This window comes from Micromonospora sp. NPDC048169, assembly GCF_040652815.1.
GTDB lineage: Bacteria > Actinomycetota > Actinomycetes > Mycobacteriales > Micromonosporaceae > Micromonospora.
Window position 1 is genome coordinate 100,402 of the sequence record NZ_JBEZMS010000007.1, and the last position, 18,662, is coordinate 119,063.

The following is an 18,662-nucleotide window of genomic DNA, read 5'->3' on the forward strand; positions in this document are numbered from 1 at the left end:
CGGGCGCCCGCGGTCAGACGCCGAGCACCTCGCGGGTCTCGCGGGCGATCTCCCGCTCCTCGTCGGTGCCGACCACCAGCACCGCCACCTCCGCGCCGTCGGGGGAGACGACCCGGTCGCCCTGACCGTCGTTGCGTGCCGGGTCGACGGTGACGCCCAGCCGCTCCAGCCCGGCCAGCGACGCGGCCCGGACGGGTGCGGCGTGCTCGCCGACCCCGGCGGTGAACGCGATCGCGTCGACCCGGCCGAGCAGCGCGTAGTACGCGCCCACGTAGCCGGTGATCCGGCGGCAGTAGACGTCGAAGGCCAGCGTCGCATCCGGGTCACCGGCGTCGCGGCGGGCCAGCACCTCGCGCATGTCGTTGACGCCGGTCAGCCCGAGCAGGCCGCTGCGGTGGTTGAGCAGGTCGTCGATGTCGTCGACGACCATGCCGCCCTCGCGGCGCAGGTGGAAGATGACAGTCGGGTCGAGGTCGCCGCTGCGGGTGCCCATCACCAGCCCCTCCAGCGGGGACATGCCCATCGAGGTGGCCACGCTGCGCCCGCCCTGTACGGCACACGCGCTCGCTCCGTTGCCCAGGTGCAGCGTGATGGTGTTGATCTCGTCGTACGGGCGGTCGAGCAGGTCGGCGACGCGACGCGAGACGTACGCGTGCGAGGTGCCGTGGAAGCCGTAGCGGCGTACGCCGTAACGCTCGGCGGTGTCCTTGTCGATCGCGTACGTGGCGGCGGCCTCGGGCAGCGTGTGGTGGAACGCGGTGTCGAAGACCGCGACCTGCGGGGTGTCCGGCAGCGCCTCCAGCGCGACCCGGATGCCGGCGAGGTTGGCCGGGTTGTGCAGCGGCGCCAGCGGCACCAGATCCTCGATCGCGTCGACGACGGCGTCGTCGACGCGTACCGGCGCGCTGAACTTCCGCCCGCCGTGCACCACCCGGTGACCGACGCCGGCCAGCCCGGTCAGGTCGAGCCGGCCGATGATCTCCCGGACCGCGCTCTCGTGGTCGGCCGGCCCGCCGCCCGGTTCGCCGATCCGCTCGACCGTGCCCTTGTCCAGGACGTCGTCGCCGTCGTACAGCCGGTACTTGACCGACGAGGACCCGCTGTTGAGGACCAGGATGCGGCTCATTCCGACGCCTCCGCGGCGGCCTGGATGGCGGTGATCGCCACCGTGTTGACGATGTCCGGAACGGTAGCGCCCCGGGACAGGTCGTTGACGGGCCGGCGCAGGCCCTGCATGACCGGCCCGACGGCCACCGCTCCGGCGGACCGCTGCACCGCCTTGTACGTGTTGTTGCCGGTGTTCAGGTCCGGGAAGATGAACACGGTGGCCCGCCCGGCGACCGGGCTGTCCGGCAGCTTGGTGGCCGCCACCTGCGGGTCGATCGCCGCGTCGTACTGGATCGGGCCCTCGACGAGCAGGTCGGGCCGGCGTTCCCGGACGAGCTTGGTGGCCGCCGCGACCTTCTCCACGTCGGCGCCGGAGCCGGAGCTGCCGGTGGAGTACGACAGCATCGCCACCCGCGGCTCGATGCCGAACCGGGCCGCCGTGTCGGCAGACGAGATGGCGATGTCGGCGAGCTGGTCGGCGTCCGGGTCGGGGTTGACCGCGCAGTCGCCGTACACCAGCACCCGGTCGGCGAGCAGCATGAAGAAGACGCTGGAGGCGACGGAGACGCCGGGCACGGTCCGGATGATCTCGAACGCGGGCCGGATGGTGGCGGCAGTGGTGTGGGTGGCGCCGGAGACCATGCCGTCGGCGTGGCCGGTCTCCACCATCATCGTGCCGAAGTAGTTGGGCTGCGCCACGATGTCGTGCGCCAGCTCCACTGTGACGCCCCGGTGGGCGCGCAACTCCGCGTACGCCTGCGCGAACTCGTCCCGCCACGGGCTGCTCGCCGGGTCGACGACCTGGGCGTCACCGAGGTCGACGCCCAGTTCCCGGGTCCGCCGGGCGATCTCGTCCGGGCGGCCGAGAAGGGTGATCTCGGCGACGCCCCGGCGCAGCAGCACCTCGGTCGCGCGCAGGATCCGCTCGTCGGCGCCCTCGGGCAGCACGAGCCGGCGGCGCCGGGCGCGGGCCCTGTCGATCAGGTCGTTCTCGAACATCAGCGGGGTGACCCGCGCGGAACGGCTGACCCGCAGCCGGCGGGCCAGGTCGTCGGTGTCCACGCAGCGTTCGAACGCGCCGAGCGCGGCCTCGACCTTGCGCGGGTTGGCGGTGCTGGGGCGGCCCTCGATCCGGCTGGACGCGGACACCGTGTCGTAGCTATCGCTCGGCACCGACAGCACTGGGAGCCCGGTGTTCATCCGCTCGACGAGGCGCATGGCGCGCGGGTCGGGCTGCTCGCCGAGCGTGAGCACCAGCCCGGCCAGCGACACCTGCCCGGCCACGTGCGCGGCCCCGGCGGCCACCAGCAGGTCGGCACGGTCGCCCGGGGTGATCACCAGCGCCCCGTCGGTGAGGTGGTCCAGCAGCGTCGGCACGTGCGCCGCGCCGACCACGTAGTCGAGCACGTCGCGGTCCAGCGCGGTCGCGTCGCCGGTGAGCACGGTGCCGCGCAGCGCCGCCGCCACCTCGGCCACCGTCGGGGCCGACACGGTCGGCACCTCCGGGATCGCGTACGCGGGCACCGGCAGCTCGGGCAGCGTCATCGGCTCCGGCACGCGGTTGGCCAGCGCCGCGATCACCGTCGCGCCGAGGTCGACCAGATCGTGGTACGCGCCACGCAGCGCCGCCGCGATCGTCTCGGGCGTCTGCCCGAACCCGTCCACCACGGGCACCACGACGCTGCCGAACTCGGTCGCCAGCCGGGCGTTGAAGGCCAGCTCGCGCGGGCCGGCGCCGTCGCCGTAGGCGAAGTCGCTGCCGACCACCACTATCGCCGGGCAGCGCCGCTCGACCTCCCGGTAGCGGGTGACGATCCGGGAGATCAGCTCCTCCCGGCGGCCGTCCGCGACGAGCGCGCTCGCCTCGGCGTACGTGGCGCCGTGCAGCTCGTCGACCGGCAGGTCCATCCGGTAGCGCTCGGTGAGCAGGGCGAGGATGGGGTCGGGCCCCTCACCTGAGACGAGCGGCCGGAACGCGCCTATCCGTTCCACCTGTCGGGACAACAGCTCGGCCAGGCCGAGCGCCACCGTCGATTTTCCCCCGCCCGAACCAACGCCGGTCAGGTACACGCTGCGCGCCACGGCCCCCAACCTACAAGATCGAGGTGAGTGCTGCCCGTTCTGCCTGGTCACACCGGCTAGCCAGGGAAGAAGGTGGAAATTTCTCGCATCTACACTGAGGCCGTGGAAGGCCCGACCGCGCTGATTCCCGTCGTACCGGAATCGCCCCCCGTCTTCGTCGACCCCAGCGGGCGGCGACGCCGGTGGCTGCGTCGTCTCGCCTACTGTGCCGGCGCGGCGGGTGCGGTCTACACGATCATGGTCGGGGTCAGTTTCGCCGGCGGGCCGATCACCCCGGCCACCGTGATCCCGTTCGTCGAGGAGACCACCGAGCAGCGGCTGCCGTCGTCGAAGCCGACCACGTCGCCGGCACCGACGGTGACGCGCCCCACGCCGGACACGCCTGCGGACATCCGTACCGCCCCGGCGCGGACCCCGGTCACCTCCGTCACGCCCGGCGGCACGGTCCCGCCGAGCCCCCGGTCCGCACGGCCGACCCGGAGCGCCCCGAGCGCGCCCACGGTCACCCGCCCGGCGCCGGGCACCACCGCGCCGCCCACCGCCCCCACCGCCGAGGTGCCGCCGCCAGTGGTCGATCCGCCGCCCGCCGTCGACCCGCCCGCCGAACCCGTCGCGCCGGCCGCGCCAGCCGATGACTGACCAGGCGCCCGCCCGACAGTCGACAGCTGACCAGCCCACCGTTCCGCTCGACCCCCGCCGCGTGCACGCCGTCCGCCGGCACCGGGCCGGAGCGCGGCCGGACGACGAGCCCACTGTCGTCCTGGACGCCCGGCGGATCGCCGGCCCGCGCCGCTCCCGCGGCCGGCGTCTGCTGCCCCGGCCGAGCTGGACCCTTGTCGTCATGGTCATGGTGGTCCTGGCCGGCCTGCTGTTCGTCGAGGCGTACACGAACGCCGCGTTCGTGCCCGACAACCGGGTGAAGCCCGGCAGCCAGCGGGAGGTCCCCAGCTCGGTGATCGGGGGCGGCCCGATCGTCAACGTCAGCCCCGAGGGGCGGACCCAGTCACACCGCCTGCCGGCGCGTACCGTCGCGCTCACCTTCGACGACGGGCCCGACCCGCGCTGGACGCCCGAGGTGCTGCGCGTCCTGGACAAGTACCAGGTGAAGGGCACCTTCTTCGTCCTCGGCTCGCAGGTCGTCCGCAACCCGGACGTGACCCGACGGCTGGTGGCCGAGGGCCACGAACTGGGCGTGCACACGTTCACCCACCCCGACCTCGCCACGCTGCCGGACTGGCGGCGGGAACTGGAGTACGCGCAGACCCAGCTCGCCATCGCCAGCACCACAGGTGTCCGCTCGTCGCTGCTGCGCTTCCCGTACTCGTCCCGCGCGGACGCCTACACCGACCGGGACTGGCCGATGCTGCGGCAGGCCGGCCGGCTGGGCTACCTCACGGTGGTGAACGACGTCGACAGCCGGGACTGGGAACTTCCCCCGGTCGAGGAGATGGTCGCCAACGCCACGCCGGCCGGCACCGCCGGCACCGTCGCGCTCTGGCACGACTCGGGCGGCGACCGGTCCGGCACCGTGGCCGCGCTGGACCGGTACATCCCGATGATGCTGGAACGCGGCTACCGCTTCACCACGGTCAGCGAGGGGCTCAACCAGACGTTCGCGGCAGCGGGCGTACCCGGGCCGGTCGGCGGGCAGGCGGCGGCCCCGCTCGGCGAGCGGTGGCGGGGACACGTCCTGGTCGGCGCGGTTCGCGTGGCCGACGGCATGTTCGGGGTGCTCGGCGCCTTCTTCCTGCTGGTCGGCGTGCTCACCGTCGGCCGGGCGCTGCTGCTGTTCGTCCTCGCCCCACGGCACGCGCGCCGCCGCCGTCGCCGCGACTGGTCGTGGGGTCCACCGGTCACCGAACCGGTCTCGGTGATCGTGCCCGCCTACAACGAGCGGGAGGGCATCGTCGCGGCGGTCCGCTCGCTGGCCATGGGTGACCACCCCGGCGGCATCGAGGTGGTGGTGGTCGACGACGGCTCGACCGACGGCACCGCCGACCTCGTGGCGGCGTTGCGCCTGCCGAACGTCCGGGTCGTGCGCAAGCCCAACGGCGGCAAGCCGAGCGCGTTGAACACGGGCGTCGCGCTGGCCCGGCACGACCTGATCGTCATGGTCGACGGCGACACGATCTTCGAGCCGGACTCGGTCCGCCGGCTGGTCCAGCCGTTCGCCGACCCCCGGGTCGGCGTGGTCGCCGGCAACGTCAAGGTCGGCAACCGCCGCGGCCTGATCGCCAAGTGGCAGCACATCGAGTACGTCATCGGCTTCAACCTCGACCGCCGCCTCTACGAGACGCTGCGCTGCATGCCCACCGTCCCCGGCGCGATCGGCGCGTTCCGGCGCCAGGCGCTGGAGCAGGTGGGCGGCATGACCGACGACACGCTGGCCGAGGACACCGACGTCACCATCGCCGTCGGCCGGGCCGGCTGGCACATCGTGTACGAGGAGAGCGCCCGCGCCTGGACCGAGGCGCCGACCACGATCGGCCAGCTGTGGAAGCAGCGCTACCGGTGGAGCTACGGCACCATGCAGGCGATGTGGAAGCACCGGCGCTCGGTGATCGAGAGCGGCCCGTCGGGCCGGTTCGGCCGCCGGTGCCTGTCGTTCCTGACCCTGTTCGGCGTGCTGCTGCCGCTGGCCGCCCCGGTGATCGACCTGCTCGCGATCTACGGGCTGATCTTCCTGGACCGCGGCGACACGATGGTGGCCTGGCTGGCCATGCTCGCGCTCCAGTTCCTCACCGCGGTGCTGGCCTTCCGGCTGGACCGGGAGAAGCTCGGCGTGCTCTGGGTGCTGCCCCTGCAGCAGTTCGTCTACCGCCAGGTGATGTACCTGGTGCTGCTCCAGGCGGTCGGCACCGCGCTCACCGGCGGCCGGCTGGGCTGGCAGAAGCTGCGGCGTACCGGAGGACTCCGGGTCGCCGGGCGGGGCGCGGCCGGCTGAGACCGGTCAGTCGTCGTCGGGGTCGTCGAGGCGGGCCAGCCAGGTGGCGAACCGCTCGACCGGGGTCTCGAACTCCGGGTTCAGGTCGACGAAGTCACGCAGCCGCTCGCCCAGCCACTCCAGGCTGACCTGCTCGTCGCCCCGGCGCTCGACCAGCTCCTCGATGCCACGGTCGGTGAAGTACACGGTGTTCCTCTCGTCGTACGGCAGCGGCCCGCCCCGGGTCGGGACGGGCCGCTGCCGGTGGGGTCACGGGCGGGGGAGAGCCGCCTCGATCAGTGCGTTCTGCTCGACCTCGTGCATCTTCGCCGAGCCGACCGCCGGAGCGGCGGCGGCCGGCCGGGAGATGCGGCGCAGCCGCACCTCGGGCAGGTGCTCCAGCAGGTTGAGCGCGACGAACGACCAGGCGCCCTGGTTGGCCGGCTCCTCCTGGACCCAGGCGAAGTCCTCGGCGTTCGGGTACTGCGCCAGCGCGGCCCGGACCTCCTCGACGGGCAGCGGGTAGAGCTGCTCCATCCGGATGATCGCGGTGTCGGTGACGCCCCGCTCCTGCCGGGCCTGGAACAGGTCGTAGTAGACCTTGCCCGAGCAGAGCAGCACCCGCTTCACCTGCTCCGGCGCCGGAGCCGCGGGGTCGGCCAGCACCGGGGAGAACGTGCCGGTGGTGAAGTCCTCCACCGGCGACACGCAGAGCTTGTGCCGCAGCAGCGACTTCGGCGTGAACACCACGAGCGGCTTGCGCTTGGGCGACATGGCCTGGCGCCGCAGCAGGTGGAAGTAGCTCGCCGGGGTGCTCGGGATGGCCACCCGCATGTTGTCCTCGGCGCAGAGCTGGAGGAACCGCTCCGGACGGCCGGAGGTGTGGTCCGGGCCCTGGCCCTCGTGGCCGTGCGGCAGCAGCAGCGTCACCGCGGAGCGCTGGCCCCACTTCACCTCGCCGGAGGAGATGAACTCGTCGATCACCGACTGGGCGCCGTTGACGAAGTCACCGAACTGGGCCTCCCAGGCCACCAGCGCGTTGATGTTCTCCACCGAGTAGCCGTACTCGAAGCCCATGGCCGCGTACTCGGAGAGCAGCGAGTCGTGGACGAAGAAGCGCGACCGCTCGCCGTCGGCGGTGAGCGACATCAGCGGCAGGTAGTCCTCGCCGGTCTTGGCGTCGACCACAGCGGCGTGCCGCTGGACGAACGTGCCGCGGCGCGAGTCCTGCCCGGCGAGCCGGACGGTCACCCCGTCGTTCAGCAGCGTGCCGAACGCGATGATCTCGGCGAAGCCCCAGTCGATGCCGCCCTCGACGGACATCTTGCGCCGCCGCTCCAGCAGCTGCTGGATCCGCTTGTGCGGGGTGAAGCCCTCCGGCAGGTTGACGTGCGCCTCGCCGATCGCCTTGATCACGTCGGCGTCGGTGGCGGTCTCGACCTGCGGCTCCGGCTCGTCCTGCCGCGCCGGGCGGCTGAGCTGGCGCGGCGTGGTGGCGGCGTCGCGGGTGGCCTTGAAGACCCGCTCCAGCTGCGACTGGTAGTCGTGCAGCAGCTCCTCCGCGTCCTCCACGGTGATGTCGCCGCGCCCGATCAGCTCCTCGGTGTAGAGCTTCCGGACCGACCGCTTCGAGTCGATGATCTGGTACATCTGCGGGTTGGTCATCGACGGGTCGTCGCCCTCGTTGTGCCCGCGCCGCCGGTAGCAGACCATGTCGATCACGACGTCCTTGTTGAACGCCTGCCGGTACTCGAACGCGAGCCGGGCCACCCGGACCACTGCCTCCGGGTCGTCGCCGTTGACGTGGAAGATCGGCGCCTGGATCATCCGGGCCACGTCGGTGCTGTAGAGGCTGGACCGGCTGTACTCCGGGGCGGTGGTGAAGCCGACCTGGTTGTTCACGACCACGTGCACGGTGCCGCCGGTGCGGTAGCCGCGCAGCTGGGAGAGGTTGAGCGTCTCGGCGACGACGCCCTGGCCGGCGAAGGCGGCGTCACCGTGCACCGCCAGCGGCAGCACGGTGTAGCCCTCCAGCTTGAGGTCGATGCGGTCCTGCTTGGCCCGGACGATGCCCTCCAGCACCGGGTCCACGGCCTCCAGGTGCGACGGGTTCGCCACCACCGACACCTTGACGGCGTACTCGCCGTCCGGCGTGCTGAACTTGCCGTTCTGGCCGAGGTGGTACTTCACGTCGCCCGAGCCCTGCGTGGACCGCGGGTCGAGGTGCCCCTCGAACTCGGAGAAGATCTTCTCGTACGGCTTGCCGACGATGTTCGCCAGCACGTTGAGCCGGCCGCGGTGGGCCATGCCGATGACGACCTCGTCCAGCCCGGCCTCGGCGGAGCACTCCAGCACCTCGCCGAGCAGCGGGATCAGCGACTCGCCGCCCTCCAGCGAGAAGCGCCGCTGGCCGACGTACTTGGTCTGGAGGAACGTCTCGAACGCCTCGGCGGCGTTGAGCCGGTTCAGCACGTGCTTCTGCTCGTCGGTGCTTGGCTTCTCGTACTTGCGCTCGACCCGCTCCTGGATCCAGCGCCGCTCCTCCGGGTCCTGGATGTGCATGTACTCGATGCCGACCCGGCGGCAGTACGAGTCGCGCAGCACGCCGAGGATCGAGCGCAGCTTCATCCGCTGCTGGCCGGCGAAGCCGTTCACCGGGAAGACCCGGTCGAGGTCCCAGAGCGTGAGCCCGTGCTGGAGCACGTCCAGGTCCGGGTGCTTGCGGATGGTGAACTCCAGCGGGTCGGTGTCGGCCATCAGGTGGCCGCGCACCCGGTACGCGTGGATCAGCTCGTGCACCCGAGCGGTCTTGTTGATCTGGCCTTCGCTGTCGACTGCGACGTCGCGCATCCAGCGCACCGGCTCGTACGGGATGCGCAGCGAGGTGAAGATGTCGTCGTAGAAGCCGCGCTCACCGAGCAGCAGCTCGTGCATGACCTTCAGGAACTCGCCGGACTGCGCGCCCTGGATGATCCGGTGGTCGTACGTGCTGGTCAGCGTGATGACCTTGCTGACCGCGTTCTCGGCCAGCGTGGCCTCGCTCATGCCCTGGTAGGGAGCCGGGTATTCCATCGCGCCGACGCCGATGATGGCGCTCTGCCCCTGCATCAGGCGCGGGATCGAGTGCACCGTGCCGATGCCGCCCGGGTTGGTCAGCGAGATCGTGGTGCCGGCGTAGTCGTCCATGGTCAGCTCGTTGCGGCGGGCACGCCGGACCACGTCCTCGTACGCCTGCCAGAACTGCCGGAAGTCCATCTGCTCGCAGCCCTTGATGGACGGCACCACCAGGTTGCGCGAGCCGTCCGGCTTGACCAGGTCGATCGCGATGCCCAGGTTGACGTGCTCCGGGCGGACCATCGCCGGCTTGCCGTCCACCTCGGCGAAGGAGTTGTTCATCTCCGGGTGCTCGACGACCGCGCGGACCAGCGCGTACCCGATCAGGTGGGTGAAGCTGACCTTGCCGCCGCGACCGCGGGCCAGGTGGTTGTTGATCACGATGCGGTTGTCGACGAGCAGCTTGGCCGGGACGGCGCGCACGCTGGTGGCGGTCGGGACCGACAGCGACGCGTCCATGTTCTGCACGATCTTGGCGGCGACGCCGCGCAGCGGCGTGGTGCCCGCGGCGCTCGCGGTGGGCGCCTTGGCGGCCGGCTTGGCCGGGACCGACTTCTTGGCCGGCTCGGGCGTCTTGGCGGGCGTCTTGGCGGCCGGCTTCGCGGCGGGCTTGGCCGGGGCGGGGGCGGCCTTCGGCTCGGACCTGGCCGGCTGCGCGGTGACGGTGGCCGCGGCCTCCTGCTGCTCGCCCGGCTCCGGCTTCGCGGCCGGCTTGGCCTGTCCCTCGGCGCGCGGGGTGGCGGCGCCCGGGGCCGGCCGGTAGTCGGCGAAGAAGTCGTGCCAGGCCGAATCGACGCTCGAGGGGTCGGCGAGATAGCGCTGGTACATCTCCTCGACGATCCACTCGTTCGGGCCGAAACCCGCCAATGGGTTCTCCTGCGAAGTCTGCTGGGTCGACACGGCCGCTAATCGCCTCTTTCACGCGGTTGTGAATGTCACGGTGGCCCCCGGTGACCCCCGGTTGCCGACGCTGGGTAAACCGATGCCAAGGCTACGCCGTGCGCTACGCGCAGGCATTCTCGCCTCCGGCTGGTGGTCCGTTTCACAGAAGATGCCAGAAGTTCGGCAAACGCTGCGTGACCCGCCGACTGCTGCTACACGACGGACCCCGGCCGATGACGTCGGTCACCGGCCGGGGTCCGCCCCGGACCGTCAGGTCAGGAGATGTCGCGCTTGCGGATCGTGGCCACGCCGATCGCGCCGGCCACCACCGCGTACCCGATCAGCACCAGCGCGCCCGCCCACTGCGGCGGGTTGCCCGGGATGTCGGTGTCGCCGCCCACCATGAGCCCGGAGGCCAGCGACGGGACCAGCAGCTGGAGCTTGTTGATCCAGTCGCCGTACCGCGAGGCGAGCAGGCTCAGCACGATCGCCGCACCGATCGCGCCACCCAGGTAGAACAGGATGCCGGTCACGGTGGCGCCGATCTGGCTGCGGATCAGCACGCCGAGCCCGACGCCGAGCACCGACCAGAGCAGGTAGGCCAGCCCGTTGAGCGCGATCGCCCGCCAGATCGCCCCGCTGCCGAGCTGCGAGCCGACGTCCACCGAGTTGAGGATCAGCGGCGAGATGATCAGGTTCAGCACAGTGGTGACGAGCCAGAACAGCAGCGCCAGCACACCGGCCGCGACCAGCTTGGCCAGCATCACCGCGGTGCGGTGCGGCGCGGTGAGGAACGTGGTGGTCACCGTCTGGTGGAAGAACTCGCTGGTCACCACCACGATGCCGAGCAGCAGCACGATGAGCAGGCCGAAGAACTGGCCGTTGGTGTAGAGGTTGGCCGCCAGGTTGTCGGCGGCCGAGATGGCCTGCAACTGGTCGGACTGCTCGGCCGGTACCTCGCCGAAGTCCCCGCCGGCCAGCGCCTCGGTCTGCAACCAGTTGAAGAACAGCGTGAGCGCCCACAGCGCCAGGCTGATCAGCCCGAAGATCCACCAGGTGCTGGTGGTACGGATCTTGAGCAGTTCGGATCGGACCAGCGTCATCGGATCTCCGCCTTTCCGGCCGTCAGCTCCAGGAAGACCCCTTCGAGGTCAGGGCGCTCGGTGGTCAGCTCGTGCAGCTCGACCTTGGCGGCCAGCGCGACGCGGCCCACGGTCGGCGCGTCCACGCCGCTGACGAGCAGCGCGCCCTGCGGGTCGGTGTCGACGGTGGCCGACTGCTCGCGCAGCGCCGCGGCCAGATCGTCGGCCTGCGGGGTACGCACCCGCACCCGCACGCCGTGCGTCATCGAGGTCATCACCTGGTCGACCGGGCCCTGCCGGACCAGCTTGCCGGCCGCGATGATCACCACGTCGTCGGCGAGGAGCTGCATCTCGGAGAGCAGGTGGCTGGAGACCAGCACCGTGCGCCCCTCGGCGGCGAGCCCCTTGAGGAAGCCGCGCATCCAGCGGATGCCCTCCGGGTCCAGGCCGTTCGCCGGCTCGTCCAGGATCAGCACCTGCGGGTTGCCGAGCATCGCGGCGGCGATGCCGAGCCGCTGCTTCATGCCCAGCGAGTAGCCCTTGAACTTGCGCTTCGCCGCCGGAGTGAGCCCGACCAGGGCCAGCGCCTCGTCGGCGCGTTCCTTGGGCAGCCCGGCCGCCGCGCAGATCACCCGCAGGTGGTTGATGCCGGTGCGGCCCTTGTGCGCGCTGGACGCCTCCAGCACCGCGCCGACCGTACGCAGCGGGTCGGGCAGGTCGGCGTACCGGCTGCCGCCGATGGTGGCCGTGCCGGCGCTCGGCGTCACCAGGTTGAGCAGCATGCGCAGCGTGGTCGTCTTACCGGCGCCGTTGGGGCCGAGGAAGCCGGTGACCCGGCCCGGCTCGACCGTGAACGACAGGTTGTCCACCGCGCGGACGTTCTTGTACTGCTTGGTCAGGCCGGACACGGTGATCTGGCCGGTCCCGGCACTGGGGCGTGGCTGCCCGTCGGACATCATTCTCCTCTCCTGCCCCGGCGGGCTCGTCGCACGCCGGTGGGGCGCCGTTGCGGGGGCGCCCGGCAACAGCCTTCCAACCCGGCGCAAGGGGGTCAATCAGGCGGGACGCGTACGCGCCGTCCCCCTCAGGGATGAGATCACCCGGCCGGCAGCGCCACCCAGGTGGCCCGGGCGCGGCCGAGCAGCACGCCGTCCGAACCGTACAGGCTGGTGTGCACCTCGGCCCGGCGTCCCTCGGCGCCGACCGCGAGGCCTGTGACCACGCACTCCTCGCCCGGCTGTGGCAGCGCCGTGACCTGCGCGGCGATGCGCCCCAGCACGTACGGTCGGCCGGGCGCGAGCACCGCCCAGCCGCCCGGGCAGTCCAGCGCCGCCCACACGGTCGCGGGCACCACCTCGGCCGGCGCGTCGAACGGGGCGGCGGTGCGCCCGTCCGGCAGCCGCCCGGGGAAGATCCGTAGCCCGTCCGGGTGTGCCGGGCCGCAGACGTAGCAGCGGGGGAAGGGATGGTCGACCAGGCCGGGGTACGCCCGCGCGGCGTCGGTCGCCGTCGCCCGGTCCACCGGCGGCACCACCGCGTCGACCGGCCGGGCGCGGCGTACCTCGGCGACCAGGTGACCGTCCGGGTCGCGTACCTCGCCGTCGGCGGCGGCCAGCGGGGTGTCCAGCGGCGGCGGCCGGCGCAACGTGACCTCCACCGGGCCCCGGTCGTCGATCAGCGCGGCGAAGATCCCGGCGCTCCAGCCGCCGTTGCCGGAACCGTCCGGCCCCTGGAAGCGGGCCTCGACCAGCATGTGCACCTCCGGTTCACTGCCGCCGGCGCCGTCGCGGGCGGTCCGCCCCGGCAGCCTCGCACACGCCCGTCGCGCCCCGGCCGTCCCGGTTCGCACGCCGCGGCCCACCGGCGTTCACCGGATCGACACCGCTCACCCCGGCCGGTGGCAACCCGGGGCACCTACACAGGAGTCATGGCCGTTCTGCACGCCGCTGGCGCACCGCTCACGACCAGCGGTTACACCCTGCTGATCGCCGACGACCCGACTCTGGTCGCGGCCGCGCAACGCCTGCGCCACGAGGTGTTCGCCAGTGAACTCGGCGCCACCCTGCCGACCGCCGCCACCGGCCTCGACACCGACGAGTTCGACGCGCACTGCGACCACCTGGTGGTGCTGCGCGAGGAGACCGGCGAGGTCGTCGGCACGTACCGGCTGCTGCCGCCCGGTCGCACCGAACGCCGGTACGCCGACGGCGAGTTCGACCTGAGCCCGCTGGCCCCGCTCCGCGACCACCTGGTCGAGGCGGGCCGCTCCTGCGTGCACCCGGATCACCGCACCGGCGCCGTGATCAACCTCATGTGGGCCGGGATCTGCCGCTACCTGCACCTGCGCGGCACCCGCTGGCTCGGCGGCTGCGCCTCGGTGCCGGTGGCCGACGGCGGGACCGCCGCCGCGCAGGTGTGGGCCGAGGTCACCGCCCGGCACCTCGCCCCGCCGCTGTTGCGGGTCACCCCGCGCCGGCCCTGGTTCGCCGAGGCGTCGGCCGCCGACCCGGCCGCGCTCACCCCCGCGCGACGAGGGGCGCTCGTGCCGCCGCTGCTGCGGGGCTACCTGCGGCTGGGCGCGTGGGTGGCCGGCGAGCCCGCGTACGATCCGGACTTCGGCTGCGCCGACTTCTACGTGCTGTTCTCGCTGGACCGGATGAACCCCCGCTACCTGCGGCACTTCATCGGCGGGGACGGGTCGTGACCACCACCGCCGCCGATCCGGCCGGTCCGTACGCCGGGGAGGGGCTGTGGCGTCCCGCCTCGGGCTGCGGGCCGGACTGCCTGCCGCCGCCGGTCGCCCCGGACGTGTCGCGGCTGCGCCGGGCGGGGCGGCTGCTCGGCGTACTCGGCATGCTGCTGGCCGGGGCGGGCGTGGCAGTGCTGCTGCCGCTGCTGCCGGCCGCCCGGGGCCGGGCCGCGTCGCGCGGCTGGGCACGGTGGACGCTGCGTACCCTCGGGGTGCGGCTGCTGGTCCGGGGCCGGACGCCGCGCGGGCGCGCCCTGCTGGTCGCCAACCACGTCTCCTGGCTGGACATCCTGGCGGTGCTCGCCGTGTCGCCGACCCGGATGGTCGCCAAGTGCGAGGTCCGGAGCTGGCCGCTGGTGGGCGCCCTGGCCGCCGCGGCGGGCACCGTCTTCGTGGACCGGTCCCGGCCGCGTGACCTGCCGGCCACCGTCGCGCGGGTGGCCGGCGCGCTGCGGTCCGGGCGGTCGGTGGCGGTGTTCCCGGAGGGTACGACCTGGTGTGGCGCCGCGACGGGCTGCCGCCCCAGCCGCGGGTTCCGCCCGGCCATGTTCGAGGCCGCCGTGGCGGCGGGTGCGCCGGTGGTGCCGCTGAGCCTCGCCTACCGGTACGCGGGCGACCCGAGCACGCTGCCCGCCTTCCTGGGTGCGGAGACGCTCTGGGCGTCGGTACGCCGGGTGCTCGCCGCCCGAGGTCTGACCGTGTCGGTGACTGTGGGCGCGGCGCTGCACCCGGCCGAGGGCGTTGATCGCCGCGCGCTGGCCCGGATCGCCGAGGCCGCGGTCCACTCGACCCCTCGCTCCGTGCTCGCGGACCGGCTCGACCTGGCGGCCTGACCCGCTGGGGCGTCGGGACGCGACACAGACGCGATAGTGTCTTGTTCAGTCGCGATGTATCGCGTTATGCTCCTCGCAACACCTGGCGGGGCCGTGGGTCGGCCCGCCGACGAGGGGAGCGCGTCATGGCCAGCTGGACCGTCGAGAGCCCGCAGCGGATCACCGTGGACGAGCCGATCACCCGGCTCGACGCCGAACTGGTCAGCGGCCGGCTGAACGTGGTCGGCGCCGACGGTCCGGCCCGGGTCGACGTGACCCGGGTCAGCAACCGGCCGCTCCTCGTCGAGGTCCGCGACGGGCGGCTGACCATCCGGCACAAGCGCAAGCCCGGCCTCTTCGGCATCTTCTCCTGGTTCGGCAACCGGATCCGGGCCGAGGTGTCGGTCGCCGTGCCGCCGGACGTGCTCGCCAACCTGTCTGTGGTCAGCGGCGCGCTCGTCGCCTCCGGGCTGCGGCGGGAGACCCGGGTCGACGTCACCTCCGGCCAGGTCACGCTGCGCGGACTGCGCGGGCGCACCAGCGCGAAGGTCATCTCCGGCCCGGTCGAGGCGCTCGGCATCGGCGGCGACCTGGACCTGGAGACGGTCTCCGGCGAGCTGATCCTCGCCGACAGCGCGCCCGAGCGGGTCCGCGCCCACGCCGTCTCCGGCTCGATCACCTGCGACCTGGACAACCCGCGCGGCAGCGAGATCCGGCTCAGCGCCATCTCCGGCAGCATCACCGTGCGGGTCCGCGAGGACAGCGACCTCACCGTGCACCTGCACACCACCTCCGGCAAGATCACCAGCGGCTTCCCGCAGGTGGACGGCGGCGGGCGCGGGCTCGGCTCGATCAAGGACAGCCACGGCGTGCTCGGTGGCGGTGCGGGTAGGCTCTGGGCCTCCGCGACCTCCGGCAGCATCGCGCTGCTCGCCCGCCCGGTCGCGCCCGCCGACCACGTGGAGGACGTGCCGTGACCGCCGTGTTCAGCCACGGCCGCCTCCGGCTCTACCTGCTGAAGCTGCTCGATGACGGCCCGAAGCACGGCTACGAGCTGATCCGCCTGCTGGAGGAGCGCTTCCTCGGCCTGTACGCGCCCAGCGCCGGCACCATCTACCCGCGGCTGCAACGGCTGGAGGCGGAAGGGCTGGTCCGGCACACCGCGGCCGGCGGGCGCAAGGTCTACGAGATCACCGAGGCGGGCCGCGCCGAACTGAGCCGCCGCGCCGACGAGCTGGCGACGCTGGAGAGCGACATCGGCGCCGCCGTCGAGGATCTCTCCGCGCTGGCCGGGGAGATCCGCACCGAGGTACGCGGATCGGTGCGCGACCTGAAGCGGGAACTGCGCGAGGCGACCCGGCAGACCCGGCAGGGCGGCTGGGCGCCGTCCGCCACCGCCCGCCCGGCGAACGGCGGGGGCGCGGCCCGTCCGGACGACCCGCCGCTGCTCGCCGACTTCGACGAGCGGCTGGCCGCGTTCACGGTCGAGGTCGGTGCGCTGGTCCGGGCCCGGGGCCTGAGCGACAACCAGCTCCGTACCGCGATCCGGCTGCTCGACGGCGCGCTGGACGGGCTGCGGCGGCTGCTCCGCTGATCTCACAGGTTGTTTCCAGCCGGCGCCCAGCGCGACCGCAGCCGAGGCGCGGATGATGGGTGCCATGGCGGCTACCCAGACCGAGGCACGACTTCTCGTCGTCGAGGACGATCCCAACATCCTCGAACTGCTCTCCGCGAGCCTGCGCTTCGCGGGCTTCGACGTGGCCACCGCGACCAGCGGCAGCGCCGCGCTGAACGCCGCCAAGGACCACCGGCCCGACCTGGTGGTGCTCGACGTGATGCTGCCCGACCTGGACGGCTTCGAGGTCATCCGGATGATGCGCGAGGGCGGCACGCGTACCCCGGTGGTCTTCCTGACCGCGCGCGACGCCACCGACGACAAGATCCGCGGGCTCACCCTGGGCGGCGACGACTACGTCACCAAGCCGTTCAGCCTGGAGGAGCTGACCGCGCGGATCCGGGCCGTGCTGCGGCGCACCGCGACCGGCGAGCAGGCCCCGTCCCGCCTCACCTTCGCCGACCTGGAGCTGGACGAGGAGACGCACGAGGTGCACCGGGCCGGTCAGCGGGTGCAGCTCTCGCCGACCGAGTTCAAGCTGCTGCGTTACCTGATGCTCAACGCCAACCGGGTGCTCAGCAAGGCGCAGATCCTCGACCACGTCTGGAACTACGACTTCCGCGGTGACGACAACATCGTCGAGTCGTACATCTCCTACCTGCGGCGCAAGGTCGACAACACCCAGCCCCGGCTGATCCACACGCTCCGGGGAGTGGGTTACGTGCTCCGCAAGCCGGCGGCGTGAACCTCGTCCACGACGCCAAGGGCTGGCTGCGCGGGATTCCGCTGCGGCTCAAGCTGGTCACCGCCGTGCTGGCGCTGGTGGCCGGCGCGTTGCTGGTGATCAGTGTCTCCACCGCCTACTTCCTGCACAACTACCTGGTCGACCGGATCGACGGCGAGCTGAGCGACCAGTTCAACAAGGATGTGGTGGTCAACCAGGCCAACGCCAACAACCTGCCCACCGACTACCTCTTCAGCGAGTGGGACCGCCGCACCCAGCGCGTGGCGATCCTCCGCGACAGTTCGCTGGTGCCGGACGACCTGCCCGCGGGGCTCAGGGACGCGAACTGGTACCTCGACCACGCCGGCGGAGCGGCCTTCACCGACGACGGCGCGGACATGCGGGTGCGGTGGCGCCTGATGGTGCGGCAGGTCGACGAGAACACCTACCTGGCGATCGGGCAGAACCTCGACGACGTCGACCTCTCGGTCCGGCAGCTGCTCTGGATCGACGTGCTCGTCGGTGGCGCGGTCCTGATCATCCTGGCCTCGGTGGGTGCGGGAATCGTCCGGGCCAGCTTGAAACCGCTCGTGGAGATAGAGCGTACGGCGGCCGCCATCGCCGGCGGCGATCTGACCCGGCGGGTGCCCGACCCGGAGATGGGGCGGCCCTGCCCCACCTCTGAGCTGGGCCGACTGTCCCGGGCGCTGAACGCCATGCTCGCGCAGATCGAGGCCGCGTTCACCGCGCGGGCCGCCTCCGAGGCGGCGGCGCGCAGCGCCGAGATGGGCGCGCGGGACGCCGCCGCGTACGCGCAGGCGTCGGAGGCACGGGCCCGCCGCTCCGAGGAACGGATGCGGCAGTTCATCGCCGACGCCTCGCACGAGCTGCGGACGCCGCTGACCACCATCCGGGGCTTCGCCGAGCTGTACCGGCAGGGCGCGGTGCGCGCGCCGGAGCAGACCGCGGATCTGCTGCGCCGGATCGAGGACGAGGCGTCCCGGATGGGTCTGCTGGTGGAGGACCTGCTGCTGCTCGCGCGGATGGACCGGGAACGGCCGATCACGCTGGCCCCGGTCGAGCTGCCGGTGCTGGCGTCCGACGCGGTGCAGGCGGCCCGGGTGGTCGACCCGGAGCGGCGGATCGAGCTGGAGCGGGAGCCGGGCGGCGGCCCGCTGGTGGTGCTCGGCGACGACGCCCGGCTGCGCCAGGTGATCGGCAACCTGATGACGAACGCGCTCACCCACACGCCGCCGGACGCCGCGGTGACGCTGCGGCTGCGGGAGGAGGCGGGCAACCTCGCCGTGGTGGAGGTGGCGGACACCGGTCCGGGCCTCACGCCGGAGCAGGCCGAGCGGGTGTTCGAGCGGTTCTACCGGGTGGACGCCGCCCGCACCCGCCGGGCCGGCGGGCCGATCAGCACGGGCCTCGGCCTGGCCATCGTCGCCGCGCTCGTCGCCGCTCACCACGGCACCGTCGAGGTGGCGGAGACGCCCGGGGGCGGAGCGACGTTCCGGGTGAAGTTGCCGCTGCTCGCCGAGGCGACCGATTCGGGCGAGTGACATTCAGAAA

15 protein-coding genes are annotated in these 18,662 nt (G+C 72.7%); 8 read left to right on the forward strand and 7 right to left on the reverse strand.

All coding sequences use genetic code 11. The features are described from left to right. Positions 1–13 precede the first annotated feature (13 nt). A complete protein-coding gene (locus AB0D28_RS08960; protein WP_357383748.1) occupies positions 14–1,126 on the reverse strand; it encodes an acetate kinase in 1,113 nt (370 codons plus the stop codon). After that, positions 1,123–3,198: a phosphate acetyltransferase gene (gene pta, locus AB0D28_RS08965; RefSeq protein WP_357383750.1), complete on the reverse strand. Its 2,076-nt coding sequence runs from the start codon at positions 3,196–3,198 to the stop codon at positions 1,123–1,125. The genes AB0D28_RS08960 and pta overlap by 4 nt, the downstream gene beginning before the upstream one ends. 93 nt (positions 3,199–3,291) lie before the next feature. Between pta and AB0D28_RS08970 the strand changes: the two genes are divergently transcribed. Together AB0D28_RS08970 and AB0D28_RS08975 are read left to right on the forward strand one after the other, a co-directional pair. Continuing rightward, positions 3,292–3,828, forward strand: a complete 537-nt coding sequence (locus AB0D28_RS08970) for a hypothetical protein (protein ID WP_357383752.1) — start codon at positions 3,292–3,294, stop codon at positions 3,826–3,828. After that, positions 3,821–6,133, forward strand: a complete 2,313-nt coding sequence (locus AB0D28_RS08975) for a bifunctional polysaccharide deacetylase/glycosyltransferase family 2 protein (RefSeq protein ID WP_357383754.1) — start codon at positions 3,821–3,823, stop codon at positions 6,131–6,133. The genes AB0D28_RS08970 and AB0D28_RS08975 overlap by 8 nt, the downstream gene beginning before the upstream one ends. 6 nt (positions 6,134–6,139) lie before the next feature. Here AB0D28_RS08975 and AB0D28_RS08980 read toward each other — a convergent pair whose 3' ends face one another. The 5 genes from AB0D28_RS08980 to AB0D28_RS09000 all read right to left on the reverse strand — a co-directional run bounded on the left by AB0D28_RS08980 (position 6,140) and on the right by AB0D28_RS09000 (position 12,943). After that, complete coding sequence (locus AB0D28_RS08980; RefSeq protein WP_357383756.1) at positions 6,140–6,319, reverse strand: DUF6104 family protein; 180 nt, start codon at positions 6,317–6,319, stop codon at positions 6,140–6,142. A gap of 63 nt (positions 6,320–6,382) precedes the next feature. Next, positions 6,383–10,126: a multifunctional oxoglutarate decarboxylase/oxoglutarate dehydrogenase thiamine pyrophosphate-binding subunit/dihydrolipoyllysine-residue succinyltransferase subunit gene (locus tag AB0D28_RS08985; protein ID WP_357383758.1), complete on the reverse strand. Its 3,744-nt coding sequence runs from the start codon at positions 10,124–10,126 to the stop codon at positions 6,383–6,385. A gap of 257 nt (positions 10,127–10,383) precedes the next feature. Further along, entirely contained in the window at positions 10,384–11,211 is an 828-nt protein-coding gene (locus AB0D28_RS08990) for an ABC transporter permease (RefSeq protein ID WP_357383760.1), read from the reverse strand. Next, positions 11,208–12,146: an ABC transporter ATP-binding protein gene (locus AB0D28_RS08995; RefSeq protein ID WP_357383923.1), complete on the reverse strand. Its 939-nt coding sequence runs from the start codon at positions 12,144–12,146 to the stop codon at positions 11,208–11,210. The genes AB0D28_RS08990 and AB0D28_RS08995 overlap by 4 nt, the downstream gene beginning before the upstream one ends. A 140-nt stretch (positions 12,147–12,286) precedes the next feature. Continuing rightward, positions 12,287–12,943, reverse strand: a complete 657-nt coding sequence (locus tag AB0D28_RS09000) for a hypothetical protein (protein WP_357383762.1) — start codon at positions 12,941–12,943, stop codon at positions 12,287–12,289. Between the two features lie 174 nt (positions 12,944–13,117). Between AB0D28_RS09000 and AB0D28_RS09005 the strand changes: the two genes are divergently transcribed. From AB0D28_RS09005 to AB0D28_RS09030, 6 genes are all read left to right on the forward strand, one after another. Beyond that, positions 13,118–13,894 carry a GNAT family N-acyltransferase gene (locus tag AB0D28_RS09005; RefSeq protein ID WP_357383764.1) on the forward strand — a complete coding sequence of 259 codons (777 nt, stop codon included), beginning with the start codon at positions 13,118–13,120 and terminating at the stop codon, positions 13,892–13,894. Beyond that, on the forward strand, positions 13,891–14,772 hold the full coding sequence (locus AB0D28_RS09010; RefSeq protein WP_357383767.1) for a lysophospholipid acyltransferase family protein: 882 nt from the start codon (positions 13,891–13,893) through the stop codon (positions 14,770–14,772). The genes AB0D28_RS09005 and AB0D28_RS09010 overlap by 4 nt, the downstream gene beginning before the upstream one ends. Before the next feature lie 125 nt (positions 14,773–14,897). Further along, positions 14,898–15,728: a DUF4097 family beta strand repeat-containing protein gene (locus AB0D28_RS09015; protein ID WP_357383769.1), complete on the forward strand. Its 831-nt coding sequence runs from the start codon at positions 14,898–14,900 to the stop codon at positions 15,726–15,728. Then, positions 15,725–16,345 carry a PadR family transcriptional regulator gene (locus tag AB0D28_RS09020; RefSeq protein WP_357383771.1) on the forward strand — a complete coding sequence of 207 codons (621 nt, stop codon included), beginning with the start codon at positions 15,725–15,727 and terminating at the stop codon, positions 16,343–16,345. Before AB0D28_RS09015 ends, AB0D28_RS09020 begins: the two co-directional genes overlap by 4 nt. A 64-nt stretch (positions 16,346–16,409) precedes the next feature. Continuing rightward, on the forward strand, positions 16,410–17,111 hold the full coding sequence (locus tag AB0D28_RS09025) for a response regulator transcription factor (RefSeq protein ID WP_357383773.1): 702 nt from the start codon (positions 16,410–16,412) through the stop codon (positions 17,109–17,111). After that, on the forward strand, positions 17,108–18,652 hold the full coding sequence (locus AB0D28_RS09030; RefSeq protein ID WP_357383775.1) for an ATP-binding protein: 1,545 nt from the start codon (positions 17,108–17,110) through the stop codon (positions 18,650–18,652). Before AB0D28_RS09025 ends, AB0D28_RS09030 begins: the two co-directional genes overlap by 4 nt. The last annotated feature ends 10 nt before the right edge of the window (positions 18,653–18,662 follow it).